At 75.5% G+C, this 14,771-nt stretch carries 14 protein-coding genes; 4 read left to right on the forward strand and 10 right to left on the reverse strand.

Annotated features, from left to right (window positions below):
* Positions 1 to 11 precede the first annotated feature (11 nt).
* The 5 genes from PIR53_06520 to PIR53_06540 all read right to left on the reverse strand — a co-directional run bounded on the left by PIR53_06520 (position 12) and on the right by PIR53_06540 (position 7,995).
* Positions 12 to 3,056, reverse strand: coding sequence for an SMC family ATPase (locus PIR53_06520; GenBank protein ID WZH53642.1), 3,045 nt, complete (start codon positions 3,054 to 3,056; stop codon positions 12 to 14).
* Entirely contained in the window at positions 3,053 to 4,234 is a 1,182-nt protein-coding gene (locus tag PIR53_06525) for an exonuclease SbcCD subunit D (protein ID WZH53643.1), read from the reverse strand. The genes PIR53_06520 and PIR53_06525 overlap by 4 nt, the downstream gene beginning before the upstream one ends.
* A gap of 71 nt (positions 4,235 to 4,305) precedes the next feature.
* The gene (locus PIR53_06530) at positions 4,306 to 5,010 is read right to left on the reverse strand and encodes a hypothetical protein (protein ID WZH53644.1); all 705 of its coding nucleotides are present in this window, start codon (positions 5,008 to 5,010) and stop codon (positions 4,306 to 4,308) included.
* Positions 5,011 to 5,153: 143 nt separating this feature from the next.
* Positions 5,154 to 7,589: an aminopeptidase N gene (gene pepN, locus PIR53_06535; protein WZH53645.1), complete on the reverse strand. Its 2,436-nt coding sequence runs from the start codon at positions 7,587 to 7,589 to the stop codon at positions 5,154 to 5,156.
* A gap of 127 nt (positions 7,590 to 7,716) precedes the next feature.
* Positions 7,717 to 7,995: a Fe-S cluster assembly protein HesB gene (locus PIR53_06540; protein ID WZH53646.1), complete on the reverse strand. Its 279-nt coding sequence runs from the start codon at positions 7,993 to 7,995 to the stop codon at positions 7,717 to 7,719.
* Between the two features lie 189 nt (positions 7,996 to 8,184).
* On the opposite strand from PIR53_06540, the gene PIR53_06545 reads away from it, so the two are divergent.
* Positions 8,185 to 8,580, forward strand: coding sequence for a metalloregulator ArsR/SmtB family transcription factor (locus tag PIR53_06545; GenBank protein WZH53647.1), 396 nt, complete (start codon positions 8,185 to 8,187; stop codon positions 8,578 to 8,580).
* Positions 8,581 to 8,603: 23 nt separating this feature from the next.
* Here the strand turns inward: PIR53_06545 and PIR53_06550 are convergent, their stop codons facing one another.
* Genes PIR53_06550 through PIR53_06565 form a run of 4 tightly spaced genes read right to left on the reverse strand, consistent with a single transcriptional unit; the run spans position 8,604 to position 11,293 of the window.
* Entirely contained in the window at positions 8,604 to 9,332 is a 729-nt protein-coding gene (locus tag PIR53_06550; GenBank protein WZH53648.1) for a peptidylprolyl isomerase, read from the reverse strand.
* 54 nt (positions 9,333 to 9,386) lie between these two features.
* Positions 9,387 to 10,454, reverse strand: coding sequence for an alanine racemase (locus PIR53_06555; GenBank protein WZH53649.1), 1,068 nt, complete (start codon positions 10,452 to 10,454; stop codon positions 9,387 to 9,389).
* The gene (locus PIR53_06560; protein WZH54414.1) at positions 10,451 to 11,029 is read right to left on the reverse strand and encodes an aldo/keto reductase; all 579 of its coding nucleotides are present in this window, start codon (positions 11,027 to 11,029) and stop codon (positions 10,451 to 10,453) included. Before PIR53_06560 ends, PIR53_06555 begins: the two co-directional genes overlap by 4 nt.
* A 48-nt stretch (positions 11,030 to 11,077) precedes the next feature.
* On the reverse strand, positions 11,078 to 11,293 hold the full coding sequence (locus tag PIR53_06565) for an aldo/keto reductase (GenBank protein ID WZH53650.1): 216 nt from the start codon (positions 11,291 to 11,293) through the stop codon (positions 11,078 to 11,080).
* Positions 11,294 to 11,349: 56 nt separating this feature from the next.
* Here PIR53_06565 and PIR53_06570 point away from each other — a divergent pair, with 56 nt between their 5' ends.
* On the forward strand, positions 11,350 to 12,576 hold the full coding sequence (locus PIR53_06570) for an MFS transporter (GenBank protein WZH53651.1): 1,227 nt from the start codon (positions 11,350 to 11,352) through the stop codon (positions 12,574 to 12,576).
* Here PIR53_06570 and PIR53_06575 read toward each other — a convergent pair.
* Positions 12,569 to 13,312 carry a VWA domain-containing protein gene (locus PIR53_06575; protein WZH53652.1) on the reverse strand — a complete coding sequence of 248 codons (744 nt, stop codon included), beginning with the start codon at positions 13,310 to 13,312 and terminating at the stop codon, positions 12,569 to 12,571. The two genes, PIR53_06570 and PIR53_06575, sit on opposite strands and share 8 nt — an antisense overlap.
* A gap of 136 nt (positions 13,313 to 13,448) precedes the next feature.
* Here PIR53_06575 and PIR53_06580 point away from each other — a divergent pair, with 136 nt between their 5' ends.
* Together PIR53_06580 and PIR53_06585 are read left to right on the forward strand one after the other, a co-directional pair.
* Positions 13,449 to 14,135: a hypothetical protein gene (locus tag PIR53_06580; protein ID WZH53653.1), complete on the forward strand. Its 687-nt coding sequence runs from the start codon at positions 13,449 to 13,451 to the stop codon at positions 14,133 to 14,135.
* A 22-nt stretch (positions 14,136 to 14,157) separates the two neighbouring features.
* Complete coding sequence (locus PIR53_06585) at positions 14,158 to 14,769, forward strand: class I SAM-dependent methyltransferase (protein WZH53654.1); 612 nt, start codon at positions 14,158 to 14,160, stop codon at positions 14,767 to 14,769.
* Positions 14,770 to 14,771: the final 2 nt, after the last annotated feature.

Genomic DNA, 14,771 nt, shown 5'->3' on the forward strand with positions numbered 1-14,771 from the left:
GCGTCCGCGCCTCAGCCGTCGGCGTGGACGATGCTCAATCGTGACCCGGACCGCGACGGCGCCACCTGCAGCTGGGTCGGGATGCGGGTGCGCAGCTCGCTGACGTGGCTGACGACGCCGACGACGCGTCCGCCCTCGCGGAGCTCGTCGAGCGTGTCCATGACGTCGTCCAGCGTCTCCGCGTCGAGCGACCCGAAGCCCTCGTCGACGAAGAGCGTCTCCAGGTCGCTGCCCTCGCCGTCCGCGGCGGACTCGCCGGCGACGACGTCGGCGAGACCCAGCGCGAGGGCCAGCGACACGAGGAACGTCTCGCCGCCCGAGAGCGTGGCCGGGTCCCGCAGCTCACCGCTCCACTCGTCGCGCACGAGGAGCCGCAGGGCGCCCGACTCCTGCTCGAGCGAGTAGCGCGCCGCCGTCATCGGCGCCAGCCGCTGGTTGGCGGCCGCGACGACCTGCCCCAGCCGCCAGGACACCACGTACGCCGCCAGACCGAGCCGCACGCGGTTGTCCGCCGACCGGCCGGAGGCCAGGGTGGCGACCCGGTCGGCCACGTCGTAACGCTCGCGGACCGGGACCCATGCCGCGAGCGCGGCACGCAGGTCGGCGAGCAACGCCTGCAGGCGGTGGTGGCGGCTCCCGGCCACGTCGTGGCGCGTGCGGAGCTCGCCGGCCTCGCGCGCCGTCTCCTCGGCCGCGGCACGGAGCCGGTCGAGATCGGCCGGCGCGGCGGACGACGCGGCGACGAGGAGCGGGTCGGCCAGCTGCTCCCGCGTGGAGGCGACCTCCTCGTCGTGGCGCCGCAGCTGCTGCTCGACGGCGGCGAGCTCGGCGTGGGGGAGCCCTGCCGCCGCGACGGCGTCGAGGTCGTCGAACCCGTGCTCCTTCGCCTCGGCGAGCGCCAGCTCCTGGGTCTCGGCGAGGTGCACCTCGGCCCGGTCGAGGTCGATCCGCGCCGCCAGCACGTGCTCCCACTGCTCGGTCGTGGCGGTCAGTGCCGCGAGCGCCGCCGCGGGCTCCTGCCCCTCGACGGCCCGCACCCGGCCGACGACCCGGGCGAGCTCACCGCTGCGCACGGCGTGCTGCTGCCGCTCGGCCGTCAACGTGGCCGTCCGGTCGGCGAGGGCGCGGCGGTCGTCCGCCAGCGCCTGCTGGCGCGCCTCGAGGTCCGCCAGCTCGGCCTCCCGGTCGGCGAGACCGTCGAGCTGCTCGGTCAGGTCGGCCACCATCGCGTCGAGGTCGGCCACGACCGTGCGCCACCCGGCGACGTCGGTGCCCTGGGCGGCCTCGCGCGCCCGCGCCAGGTTCTCGGCGGCGGCGCGCACGGCGTCGACCCGCGCCTGCTGGTGGGCCTCGGCGTCGTCGACGGCCCGTCGCGCGCGGCGCTCGGCTGCGGCGTCGGGCGCGTCCGCGCCGGCTGCGGCCGGGTGGGGGTGGTCGCAGGAACCGCACACGGGACAGGCGTCGCCGACCGCCAGGTCGAGGGCGATCTCGGCGGCCATCCCGTCGAGGCGGCGCTCCCGCAGGTCGAGCCAGTGCTCCCGGCGGGCCTGGGTCTCCTCACGCGCGGCCACGAGCGCGACCTCGGCCTCCGCGAGCACGACCGCGAGCCTCTCGACCCGCTCCGCCGCGGCCAACGCGGCCGCAGCGGTGGAGCGCCGGTGCTCGGCCGCACGACGGGCCTCCACGGCGGCGCTGTCGGCCCGCAGCGCAGTGCGCACCCGGCCGATCCGCGCCGGCAGGGTCGTCGCGGCCTCGTCGAGCTCGACGCTGCGGCGTTCGAGCTCGGCCAGCTCGGCCGACGCCCGCGTCGAGGCGGCCTCGAGCTCGGCGAGCTCCGCCTGGCGGGCGACCGCATCGGTGCAGCGCTCGCGGCGCGCCCGGGCGTCAGCCAGCGCGGCCCGGATGGCCGGCTCGTCGAGCGCGGCCTGCACGAGCGGGTCGACCACGTCGTCGAGCGTGAGCACGAGCGTGCCCGCGGTCTCGGCGGCGACGGGACCCAGGCGCCGCAGCCCAGCAGCGAGGGCGGCGTCCGCGGCGCGCACCGCCTCCGCCGCACGGTCCCGCGTCGTCACGAGACCGAGGACCGGGGCGGCACGACGCGCCTCCTCGACCCGGCGTCGCTGCTGGTCCATCTCCGCCTCGCGGGCGAGCAGGGCCTCGTGGCGCGCGGCGAGCTGCTGCTGCCGGCGCCGGGCACCCTCGAGCTCCTCCGCCACGCGGAGGGACTCCGCCGCCGCGGCAGCGGCCGCGACGGCCGGTGCGAGCGCCGCCGCCGTCGCCGTGGACCGCTCGGCGGCGTCCGCCTCGGCGGCAGCCGCCCAGGCCTCGAGCTCGTCCGCCCCGACCCCACCGGCGGGATCGTCGAACCGGGCCTCCTCGGGCAGGGGGACCGCCGCCGCCTCGCTGATGCGGTTGACGGCCTCGGCGAGGGGACGCTGCAGGGCCAACGAGTCCTGCCGCAGCGCCCGTCGGTGCTCGGCGAGCCACCGCTCGACGTCGCCGAACCGACCGGTGCGGAAGATGCTCTGGAGCAGCTTCTGCCGGTCGTCGCCGCCCGCGCGGAGGAAGCGTTGGAACTCGCCCTGGGGCAGGAGAACGACCTGGCAGAACTGGGTGAGGGTGAGCCCCACGAGCCGCGCGACGAGGTGACCGGCGTCGTCGATGCGCCCCGTCAGGTGGCTCCAGGACCCGTCGACCCGCTCCTCCACGAGCACCGTGGCCTGCTGGGTCGTGAGTCCCTCGCCCCGCTTCTTGGGCCGCTCCCACGCGGGGCTGCGGCTGAAGCGGAAGCGACGCCCCGACAACGTCGCCTCGAGCACGACGCGGGGCGCGACCTCGGGGGCCGCCTGGTCGCTGCGCAGGTGGCGGGCGCCGTTGCGCTCGCCCGGCACCGCGCCGTACAGCGCGAAGCAGATCGCGTCGAGCACGCTGGACTTCCCGGCCCCGGTGGGCCCGCACAGCAGGAACAGCCCGCCGTCGGCCAGCGCGTCGAGGTCGACCGCCACCGTGCCCGCGAAGGGGCCGAACGCCGTGATCTCCAGGTGGTGCAGCCTCATCCCGCCACCTCCGCGGGACCCCGCACCGGACCCTGCACGGGATCGGCCTCGCGGTCGCCGGTGCACGCCTCGCACGCCGTCGCGAGCAGGGCCGCCTCGGCCGCGTCGGCCGCCGTGCCGCGCACGAAGGAGACGAAGTCGAGGGTGACGTCGTGGGCACCGCGCCCGGCGGTGGGGCGCGGCGGCAGGCCGGCGGGTCGGTCGGACGACTCGAAGCCGAGGACGAGGGCGTGGGGGAACCGGCGGCGGAGCCGGTCCATGGCTCCCCGTGGGCGCACGGGATCGGTCAGGGTGGCCTGCACCCAGGCGTCCTCGTGACCGGCGAGCGTCGGGTCGGCCAGGAGCTCCTCGAGCGTGCCCCGCAGCCGCGCCAGGCGCCGGGGCACCGGGGCGGGCACGAGCTCGGCGCGGACGCTGCCGTCGGCGGCGAGGTCGACCAACCAGGAGCCCTTGGTCTGGGCGGCCTCGGAGAACGAGTAGGCGAGAGGGGACCCCGAGTAGCGCAACCGGTCGTCGAGCACGTGGGGGGAGTGGAGGTGGCCGAGCGCCACGTAGTCCACCCCGTCGAACACGCTCGTGGGCACGCGGTCCACCCCGCCGACGGCGATGTCGCGCTCCGACTCGCTCGGCTGCGCGCCCGCCACGAAGGCGTGGGCCAGGACGACCGACCGGGTGCCCGGCCGCCCGGCGAGGTCGGCCCGCACCCGCTGCATCGCGGCACCCAGCGCCGCCTCGTGGGAGCGGGCCGCGAGGCCCCACGGCTCGCGGACCGCGTCGGGATCGAGGTAGGGCAGCGCGTGGACGGCGACCGGGCCGTGCCGGTCCTCGACGAGCACGGGGACGCCGACGCCGGCCGGGTCGGTGCGCACGTGCACCCCTGCGGCGTCCATCACCCGCGCGCCGAAACCCAGCCGCCGCGCGGAGTCGTGGTTGCCGCTCGAGACGACGACGCGCGCCGGGGTCGCGGCCAGCCGGGCGATGGCGTCGTCGGCCAGCCGCACCGCGTCCACCGGCGGGAGGGCACGGTCGTAGACGTCGCCCGCCACCACCACCAGGTCCACGCCCTCGCTGACGACCACCTCGAGGAGGTGGTCGACGAACGCCGCCTGGTGGCCCAGCAGGTCGGCTCGGTGGAACGAGCGGCCCAGGTGCCAGTCGGAGGTGTGGAGGATGCGCACGCGACGAACCTAGGAGGCGGCGCCGACACTTCTGGGGTCCCACGCCGCTCCGCGCGCGAGGGTGCCTCCGATCACGGGTGCAGCCCCGGCCCGCCGTCGACGTCGTGGCCGTAGAAGTAATTGACCCCGTCGCGCCACGGCAGCGCGAGGACCACCGCGACGTACTCCTCGACGGCCGCGGCGTCGGCCGCGGTGGCGGGCCGGTCCCGGGGGAGCCGCGGTGCCATCACGCCGCTCCAGGTGCTGAGGTCCTCCAGCTCGACCACGGCGGCGGGTCGCCCGGACGCCACGGCGCGCGCGACCCCCGCGACGGCCGAGCGCCCCACCGTCGCTGCCGACAGCGGTCGCCCCTGGTGGACGTACGAGGTGCCGGCCGCCGCGACGGCGGCCCGGGCCTCGTCGGCCCAGGCGTCGATATCGGCGTCCTCGTCCCACTCGTCGACCCAGGTCCCGGCGAGGGCGTGGACGCTGTCGATCGCCGCCCGCACCCAGGGCGCCGGTGCGTCGTCCCACCAGTCGCGGGCGAGGTCCAGGTAGCCGTCGAGCGCGGACGCGGCGAGCACCTGTGCTCCCGAGGCGGCGAGCGTCTCCACGACCGCGCCGCCGTCACGACCCAGGTAGGCGGACCACGCGGGCGACGCCGCGTCGGTGGCGGTCAACAGGCATGCGACGAGGCTCTGGTGCTGCACCTCGAGCAGCTCGTCACCGGGTCCGACCGCGCGGGCACCGTCCCGCGCCCGCCAGTCGTAGAGGTCGTCCCGCAGCGCCGCGGCCACGTCGCGACGGCCCCGCTTGCACAGCTCGAGCCCGGCCCGGAGCCGGGCCGACCGCGAGGTCGCGCCCGCTCAGAGCGCCTCCAGCTCGGCGCCGGACGCGTCGCCGACAGGCCCGAAGGCCACCGAGCCGTGGAGGAGGTCGTTCACAGCCGTCGCGCCAGCTCGTCCGCCATGTCCGTCAGCCGTCGGCGCACAGGTCCGGGCAGGTCAGGCCGGTCGGCCAGCCCACGGACCCGCTCCACCACGTCCGGACGGCGTGCGGTGAGGGGGAAGAACGCCTCGACGACGTCGCCGAGCAGCCAGCCCGAGAACACGTCGCCCAACCGGGGCACCCCGGCGACGTAGCGCTCGACGTAGGGCTCGGTCAGCTCCTCCTGGCCCCGCTGCCAGAACGCGAGCCCGGCGGCCTCCACCTCGTAGTTGGCCGCCGAGTCCTCGCCGGTGAACCGGCGCCACGCCCAGGCCTTCGCCTCCGCGGTGGGGAGCGCCGCTCGGGCGCGGGCGTGCTCGACCCGCGCCACCGCGGTCGGCGCCTCGGCGAGGCTCTCGTCCAGGTACGCCGCGTCGACGTCCCCGAGCACCGCCAGGCGCAGCAGGATGCGCCAGCGGACCGCCTCGTCGAGCTCGAGACCGGCGGGCAGGTCCTCCCCGGCGAGCCACCCGCGGAGTGCCGCGGGATCGGCGCACGACGTCACCCGCAGCCCGAACGCCGCCAGCTGCAGGGTGCTCGCCGGTGTCGCCCGCGCCACCACCTCGCCGGCGGCGTCGTGCACGCGGGCGTCGAGCGCGGCCGCGTCGTCGACCACCGCGCGCAGCCGTCCGAGCGCCCAGGCGCCGACGACCGACACCGCGTCGTCGTCCACCTCGGCGGCGAGCCCCGCGACGACCACCTCGGTCGCCTCCGCGGGGGACACGGCCCCGGTGTGCACGCCGGTGCGCAGGCTGTTCCACACGCCGGCGCGCAGCATCGGGTCCCCACCCTTCCGCAGCAGCGCGGGGAGGGCGGCGAGGGTCGCGGCGTCGGGGGCCGAGCGCGACCACGAGTCCTCGAAGGCGTCGATCACGACCGCCGTGCCCGGGCCGACAGCGAAGGGCGTCGCGGGAGCCGCCAGCGTCGCGGTGCGGACCTCCCACGCCCCGTCGGGCTCCGCGGTCGCGATGCGCACCGTGTGGCTGCGGTCGGCGGGGTGCTCGGCGGGCGGCACCCTCAGCACGGCACCGGCCGCCCGGTCGAGCCGCAGGTCGTCGACGCCCGGCGTGCGGAGCCAGCCCTCGACGAAGGCCGACAGGTCGCCGGCACCCGCGCGCTCCCACGAGCCGACGAGGTCGTGCATCGTGGCGTTGCCGAAGCGGTGCCGCGTGAAGTGGTCGATCGCCCCGGCCAGGAAGACGTCGTCGCCGAGGGTGGCGTTGAGCTGCTTGAGCACGCTCGATCCCTTGGCGTAGGAGATCCCGTCGAAGTCCTGCAGGGCCCCCGCGGCGTCCGTCGCGCCGTTGCCCGCGACGGGGTGGGTGGTGGGTCGCTGGTCCGCGACCAGACCCCACTGACGGCGGCGGTGGGCGTTGTGGACCCACGCGTCGCCGTACTCGGTGACGTCGGCGGTGACGCGGTTGCCCATGTACTCCGCGAACGACTCGTTGAGCCACAGGTCGTCCCACCACCGCGGGGTCACGAGGTTGCCGAACCACTGGTGCGCCATCTCGTGGGCCACGGTCGTGGCGCGCTGGATCCGGGTGCCGCGCGTGACCCGGCTCGTGAAGACGAGCGGGTCGCGGAAGGTGACGCACCCCGGGTTCTCCATCGCCCCGGCGTTGAACTCCGGCACGAACGCCTGGTGGTAGTCGCCGAACGGATAGCGGATCCCGAACAGCCGGTGGAACTCGTCGAAGCACTGCCGCGTCAGCGTGAAGAGCTCGTCCGCGTCGGCCTCGAGGTGCCGGGCGATGCTCCGGCGGCAGGAGAGGCCGAGCCCGATGCCGTCGTGGCTGTCCCGCACGTGGTGGTAGGGCCCGGCCACCAGGGTGACGAAGTACGTCGACAGCGGCTGCGACTCGTCGAACCGCCACAGCCCGGGCTCGACCTCCCGGCCGGGCGCGTTGGCCGTCACCGTCCAGCCGCGCGGTGCGCGGACCGTGAACGTGTACGGCGCCTTGAGGTCCGGCTGGTCGAAGCAGGCGAAGACGCTGGGCGCCGCGTCCATGAAGCTCATGCCGTAGACGTAGCGCCGCCCGTCGGCCGGGTCGGTGTGGTGGTGCAGCCCCTCGCCGTCCGTGCGGAACGCCATCACGGCCTCGACCACCAGCTCATTCTCGCCCGCCTCGGTGACGAGGGGGAGCCGACCGCGGTCGAGGTCGGCGGGGTCGAGCCGGGTGCCGTTGAGGGTGGCCCCCCGCAGCTCGCGCGGCTTCACGTCCACGAAGGTCGCCCCGCCGCGGCTGGTGAAGCGGAGGGTGGTGCGCGAGGCGAAGGTCTCCTCCGACGCGGCCAGGTCGAGCTCCACGTCGTAGGCGGTGACGGTGAGCAGGTCCGCCCGCTCCCGGGCCTCGTCGTGGCGGAGGGACACGCTGGAAGCAGTCACGGCGGCCACCCTAGGAGAAGGGTGGCCGCCGTGCCGTGCTGTAACGCGGTGTCCGGGCGTCCATGGACGTGGTCGACCACCGTTCCAGTAGCCCGGACACCGCGTTACACGACGGAGTGAGCCGCGGTCAGTCGCGGATCCCGAGCGCGAACTGCACCGCGCCCTGGTCGTCGACCGCGGCGTCGAGCACCTTGTCGTCGAGCTGCTGGGCGGCGTCGGTGTCGAGGTAGACGGTCGCCCCGCTCTGCTCGACGACCTGGTCGCCCTCCTCGGGTGCGGGAGCGACCGCCACGGCGAAGGCCGGCTCGGTCGCGCTCTCGCTGCTGATGCGCAGCCCCGCGGCATCGGGCTGTGCGTCGGTGATGTCCTTGACGATCGTGCTGGCGTTCTCGGTGAGGGTCAGCATGTGCTTCCGCCTTCCGTGTCGCGTCCGTTGACCGGTCCCACCGTGCCCGTCCTGGCGGGGGGATCAAGGGGTCGGGGCGGTCTCCTCGCGGTCGACGACGGACCGCGCCGGCGCGATGCCGCTCCACCAGGGCAGATCCGGGATTCCCGATTCCTTGCCCGTTCTATTCCCGACGGGGAATATGGCGCCATGGGACGCGACCTCTTCGCCGTGCTGGCCGAGCCGGCGCGACGGGCGCTCCTCGACGAGCTGGTGGCGGGGGAGCGGTCGGTGGGGGCGCTCGTCGAGGCCACCGGGATGGCCCAGCCGAGCGTGTCCAAGCACCTCGCGGTGCTGGCCGACGTCGGGCTCGTGCGGGTGCGGGCCGAGGGCGCGCGCCGCGTCTACGCCCTCGACCCGACGCCGCTCGGTGCCGTGGACCGCTGGCTCGCGCCGTACCGCGCCGCGGCGGACCGCCGGATCGAGGTGCTGGAACGCCGGCTCGACGCGGTGGCCGCCGCGGAGGGGACGCCCCCGGGACGTCGCGCCCCGAGGCGGTCCCGGGACGTCAGGCGCCCCGGCCGCCCGGGGCGCCACGACGCCTGACGTTCCGGGGAAAGGGAGCGGGGTCAGCCGATGGTGACCGACTCGATGTCGATCGGCGTCACGGGCGCACCGCCACCCGCGGGGTTGCTGCCGTCGTCACCGTCCGCCGCGATCTCCTCGATGACGGGGAGGCTGTCGGCGGACACGGTGCCGAAGACGGTGTAGTCGGGGCTGAGCTGCGTGTCGCCGTAGACTATGAAGAACTGCGACCCGTTGGTGCCCGGCCCGGCGTTCGCCATGGCCAGGGTGCCGGCCTCGTAGGTCTCGTCACCTGACAGCTCGTCGTCGAATTCGTAGCCCGGTCCGCCGGACGTCGTGCCGGTGGGGTCACCGCACTGGAGGAGCTCGAAGCCGGGCATGGTCGTGATCCGCGGGCACGGGGTGTCGTCGTAGAAGCCCTGCTCCGCCAGGGAGACGAACGAGCCGACGGTGCACGGCGCGTCGGCACCGAGGAGGGTGACGTCGAGGTCGCCGTTGGAGGTCGTGATCGTCGCGGACGTGTCGGCGGTGACCGTCGGCTCGGCCGGGGGGAGGTCGACGTCGCGCGCGGCCTGGCCGGTCTCGCGGTACTCGCACGTGCCGGCGGCGTCGTCCGACGCGCTGGCGGACGACCCGTCCGACGCCCCGACCGACGAGCCGTTGCCCGAGCTGTCGGAGTCGCCGTCGTCCGCGCCGCACGCGGCGAGGAGCGGGACGGCCGCGAGGGCGGCGACGGCGATCAGGCGGCGGGAGGACCAGGCGCGGTAGCTCATGGGCCGCGATCGTAGGGGGCGTTCCTGAGGCCTTCCCGCAGAGGGGCTCCGCCGTCAGGTGTTGCGCCCGCGCGCCGCGACCGCCACCCGCTCGCCGTCGACGACCAGCGCGTCGGCCAGGTTCACCGCGGCGCAGACGTGGTTGGGCACGACCCGCACCCGCTCGCCGACGGCCGGCAGGGCCGCCCCGGCGAGGTCCACCACGGCGTGGTGCTCGGAGAGCTGGACGATGCGTGCGTCGGGGTGGTCGAGGAGGCGACCGAACCCGCTGGCGTACGCCGCGCGATCGGCCCCCAACGTCTTCGAGCCCGCGTCGAGCACGGCCCGTCCGCCGGCGTGGCTGACGACCGTGGCGACGGCCACGAGGGCGATGTCGTCGGGCGCGTGGTGGCCGAGCTCCCACTGCTGCGCGTCGCCGAAGACGTAGACGCCGGGGCGCAGCTCGTCGGCCACGGGTGAGGCGCCCGGCTGCGCGAGACCGCTGAGCGTGGCCCCGAGCGTCGGCGTCGAGCCGCCGCTGCGCACGGGGCACGGCACGCCCGCGGCGACGACGACCCCGGCGGCCTCGGCGAGCGCGGCCGCCTCCTGGGCCGCCACCTCCGCCGCCGCGCCCGGGGCGTAGCCGTGACCGGGGAACGTGAAGACGCCCTCCACCGCGACGCCCAGGTCGGCCGCGGCGAGCGCGACCGCACCGGCCCCACCCGGGGCGACGCCGCTGCGGTGGTGGCCGGAGTCGACCTCGACCGCGACGCCCACGGCCCCCGCCAGGGGAGCCGCACGCCGGGCGCCGTCGACGGAGTCCACCCCGACGACCACCCGCGCCCGGTCGGCGAGGGCGAGCACGCGGCGTACCCGGTCCTCGTCGAGGAAGACCGGGTAGGCGACGAGCACGTCCGTGCACCCGTTCGCGACGAAGACCTCGGCCTCGCCGACGGTCGCGACGGTGATGCCGACGGCGCCGGCGTCGAGCTGGCGACGCGCGATCCCGGGGACCTTGTGGGTCTTGACGTGCGGGCGCAGCCGCACGCCCGCGCGGTCGGCGGCGGCCTGGACGCGCCGGACGTTGGCGTCGAGGCGAGCGGCGTCGACGGCGAGGTACGGCGTCGCGGGGGAGCCGGTCACATCTCCTCGTGCGTCTCGGGGTCGGCGCCGAAGATGCGGCCGTCGGGTCGGCCGAGCGCCGTCAGCGCCTCGACCTCGGCGTCGGTGAGCTCGAAGCCGAACACGTCGAGGTTGCTGCGCTGCCGCTCCGGCGAGGCGGACTTCGGGATGGGCAGGGAGCCGACCTGCACGTGCCAGCGCAGCACGACGGCGGCGGGGTCGACGCCGAGCCGCGCGGCGGGACCCGTGACGGCGGGCTCCTCGGCGAGGTCCCCGACCCGGGCGAGCGGGCTCCACGCCTCGGTCAGCACGTCCCACCGTCGGTGGGCCTGGCGCAGGGCGGTCTGCGGGAAGTAGGGGTGCATCTCCACCTGGTTGACGCTGGGGGCCACGCCGGTGGCGTCGATCGCCTGCTCCAGGTGGGCCTCGGTGAAGTTGGAGACACCGATGCTCCGCACGAGCCCCCGCTCACGGAGGTCGACCAGCGCACGCCAGGCCTCGACGAACTTCCCGCGGCTCGGGTTGGGCCAGTGGATGACCTGCAGGTCGAGGTGGTCGAGGCCGAGCCGCGCGAGGCTGCCCTCGACGCTGGCGATCGCGTCGTCGTACCCGTGGTCGCGGCCGGGGATCTTGCTCGTGACCTGCTAGGCGTCGCGGGGCAGGCCGCTGCGGCGCAGCGCCTCGCCCACGGCCTCCTCGTTCTCGTAGTTCACGGCGGTGTCGATGAGGCGGTAGCCCACGTCGAGCGCCGACAGCACGCCGCTGACGCACTCCTCGCCCGTGAGCGGGTAGGTGCCGAAGCCGACGGCGGGGAGCGTGGTGCCGTCGTTGAGGGTGCGCAGGGGGACGTCGATGCTCATGTCCACCAACGTACGTGGTGGCAGGCACCCGTCCCGGGCCGCGGGAGGATCTCCCGGTGCAGCAGGACGAGGGGCCCTGGGCGGGCCACGTGCGCGGGTCGGGCGACTACCGGCGGCTCGTCGTCGCGCTCTTCGCCGCCGGGTTCGCGACGTTCGCGCAGATCTTCGACGCGCAGGCGGTGCTCCCGGCGCTGGCGCGCGACCTCGACGTGCCACCCGCGACCGCGGCGCTCGCGGTGTCGGCGACGACGACGGGCCTCGCCTGCTCCGTGCTGGTGTGGGCGTCCGTCTCCGACCGGATCGGCCGCACCCGGGCGATGACGTGGTCCCTCGGGGTGGCCACGGTGCTGTCGCTGCTCGCGCCCCTCATGCCGTCGTTGACCGCGGTGGTCGCCCTGCGGGCGCTGACGGGCGTCGCGCTCGGCGCGGTGCCGGCGGTCGCGATGGCCTACCTCAACGAGGAGGTGCGGCGCGACCAGGTGGCGGTCGCCGCGGCGACCTACATCGCGGGCAACACGATCGGCGGGATCGTGGGGCGGCTCGTCGCGGGGCCGGTGTCGGAGTGGGTCGGCTGGCGGGCCGGGCTGCTCGCCGTGGCAGCCCTGTGCGCCGTGCTGGCGTGGGTGTTCTGGCGGGTGGTGCCCGCTCCCCGCGGCTTCGCGGGCCGCCCGCAGGGCGACCGTGCGGTACGCCGCGTGCTGCGCCACCTCCGCACCCGGCCGCTCGTCGCGACGTACGTCGCCGGGTTCTGCCTCATGGGGTCGTTCGCGACGGTCTTCAACTACCTGGGCTTCCGCGTGACCGCGCCGCCCTTCGCCGTGCCCGAGCAGCTCGTCAGCCTGCTCTTCCTCGTCTACCTGTGCGGGACGCTGGCGAGCCGCCTCGGCGGCTCGGTCGTGACCCGGGTCGGCGCCCTGCCCGTGGTGCTCGTCGGTGTGGTCACGGTGCTCGTGTCGCTGCCCCTGCTGCTGGCGGACGACCTGGTCGTCGTGGTGCTCGGCCTCGCCGTCTTCACGGCCGGCATCTTCTGCGCCCACCCCGTCACGAGCAGCCTCTCCGGTCAGCTCGCGCGCAGCGGTCGGGCCCAGTCGACGGCGCTCTACCAGCTGTCGTGGCTCGCGGGCGTCGCCGTCGTCGGCTGGGCCTCCGGCCACGTGTACGACGTGCGCGGCTGGGCGTCGATGCTGCTCGTCGTCGGCGGTCTCGCCGTCGTCACCGGCACCGCGGCCCTGTGGGGCCTCACGGGCGGCCGGGCCGCCCTCCCGGGGCGACCCGTCAGATGATGAGGCCGGCCTGCCGGGCGGCGGGCACCCAGCTCGTCACGTACTCCTCGAGCACCGCGTGGAACCACGCCTCGTCGGCGGTGCCCTTCGAGTCCTGCATCGAGGTGAGCCCGACGTTGTCGACGACGCGGCCGCCCATGGTGTCGAGGTCCTGGAGGAACCGGGGCGAGTAGCCCAGGCCGAGGAACTGCCAGAACACCGGCTTCGCGCTGGCCTCCACGAGGAGCTTCTTGGTGGCGTCCTTGTCGAACGGCTCGCCGTCGGTCACGAACAGCACGAGGGTCGGGACCGCGACGGGGCCGTCCGGCTGCGCGCCGCCACGGCCGAACAGCCGCTTGCCGAGCCCCTTCTTGCCGTGTCCGGCCTCGGCCAGGACGGCCTTCATGACGCCCGCGTAGTTGGTGCCGCCCATCGACTTGCCGGACCGCCAGCGGTCGACGAAGCCGCTGTAGCTCGTGCTGTCGACCTCCTGCGGCGGGAAGGGGTCGTTGTGGAAGAAGTGCACCTGGATGTCGCCGTCGTCGTCGAGGCCCGCGAGGCTGAGGGCCAGCACGCGCTCGACGAGGTCCTGCACCTCGCCGTTGGCGTAGCGGCCCTGCATGGAGGCCGAGTAGTCGATCGCGACGACCACGCGCGCGGTGATCTCGCCCAGGTCGATGCCCTTGTCCGCCTCGCGCTTGAGCAGCGAGATGATGGCACCCTGCGCCGTGTCGGCGCGCTTCGTCAGGTCGACCACTGGTTCCTCCTCCGTGCCTGGACCGGACCTCCCGGGCCGTCGCGCACTCTTGCCCGTCTCGCGCGGCCCAAACGCCGGCCATCTCCGACGGCCCGCGGGGGGTTCGCCCGCGCGCCCGCGGGGCAGGACGGTCGTCATGGTCGACTACACCAAGCGCCCCCAGCAGCCGAGCCAGCCGCCGAACCAGCCGCCGGCGGGCGGGCCGAACCTCTCCAAGGTCACCCTCACGAAGGCCGCACCCAGCATCTCGCTCACCAAGGGCGCGGGTGCGGGCGGCCGCATGCGGATCAACCTCAACTGGTCGCAGGGCGCCGCTCCCGCCAAGGGCGGCTTCCTCAAGCGGGCCTTCGCGGCCGGCAGCGGGGCGGTGGACCTCGACCTCGGCTGCCTGTGGGAGCTGAGCGACGGCCGCAAGGGCGGCGTGCAGGCGCTGGGCAACGCGTTCGGCAGCATCGACGGTCCGCCGTGGGTCATGCTCGACGGCGACGACCGCTCCGGCACGGCGCAGGGCGGCGAGAACCTCTACGTCAACCTCGACCGGCTGGGCGACATCAAGCGCATCCTCGTCTACGCGTTCATCTACGAGGGCGTCCCCAACTGGGCGGCCGCCGACGGCGTCGTGACGCTGCACCCGGTGGGTGCGCCCCCGATCGAGGTGCGGCTCGACGAGCCCGCCGCCGACCGCCGCGCCTGCGCGATCGCGCTGCTCACCAACGAGGGCGGCTCCCTGCAGGTGCGTCGCGAGGTGCGGTACGGCGCGGACCAGGTCGAGCTGGACCAGGCCTTCGGGTGGGGCCTCAACTGGGGTCGCGGCCGCAAGTAGGGCCGTGCGGGAGACTCGTCCCGTGGTGACGAGGTGGGAGCAGGTCGCGCGGGCGCAGGCGGGGGAGGACTACGCCGCGGCGTACGCCGCCCGGTTCCGGAAGCAGGCGGAGGCGGGAGCCGACGTGCACGGCGAGGCCGCGCTGGTGACGGCGCTGGCCCCGCCACCGTCGCGCGTGCTCGACGCCGGCTGCGGCACCGGTCGGGTAGCGGTGCGCCTGCACGAGCTGGGCCACCCGGTCGTCGGCGTCGACGTGGACCGTTCGATGGTCGAGGTCGCGCGGCGCGACGCCCCGCACCTCGACTGGCACGTGGCCGACCTGGCGACGTTGGACCTGGGCCGGCGCTTCGACGTCGTGGTGGTGGCGGGCAACGTGCTCCCGCTCCTGGAGCCGGGCACGCTCGGGGCGACGGCCGCGGCGCTCGCGGCGCACGTCGCTCCGGAGGGCCTGCTCGTGGCGGGGTTCGGCCTCGACGCGGCGCACCTGCCGGCTGGCTGCCCGCCCACCCCGCTGGCCGAGGTCGAGGCGGCCTTCGCCGGCGCCGGCCTGGCCCCGCCCGAGCTGTGGGCGTCGTGGGACCGCGCGCCCTACGACGGGGGCGGCTACGTCGTGGGGGTCTGGACGCCGCGCTGAGG

The sequence above is a fragment of the Nocardioides alkalitolerans genome, assembly GCA_038184435.1.
Taxonomy (GTDB): domain Bacteria; phylum Actinomycetota; class Actinomycetes; order Propionibacteriales; family Nocardioidaceae; genus Nocardioides; species Nocardioides alkalitolerans_A.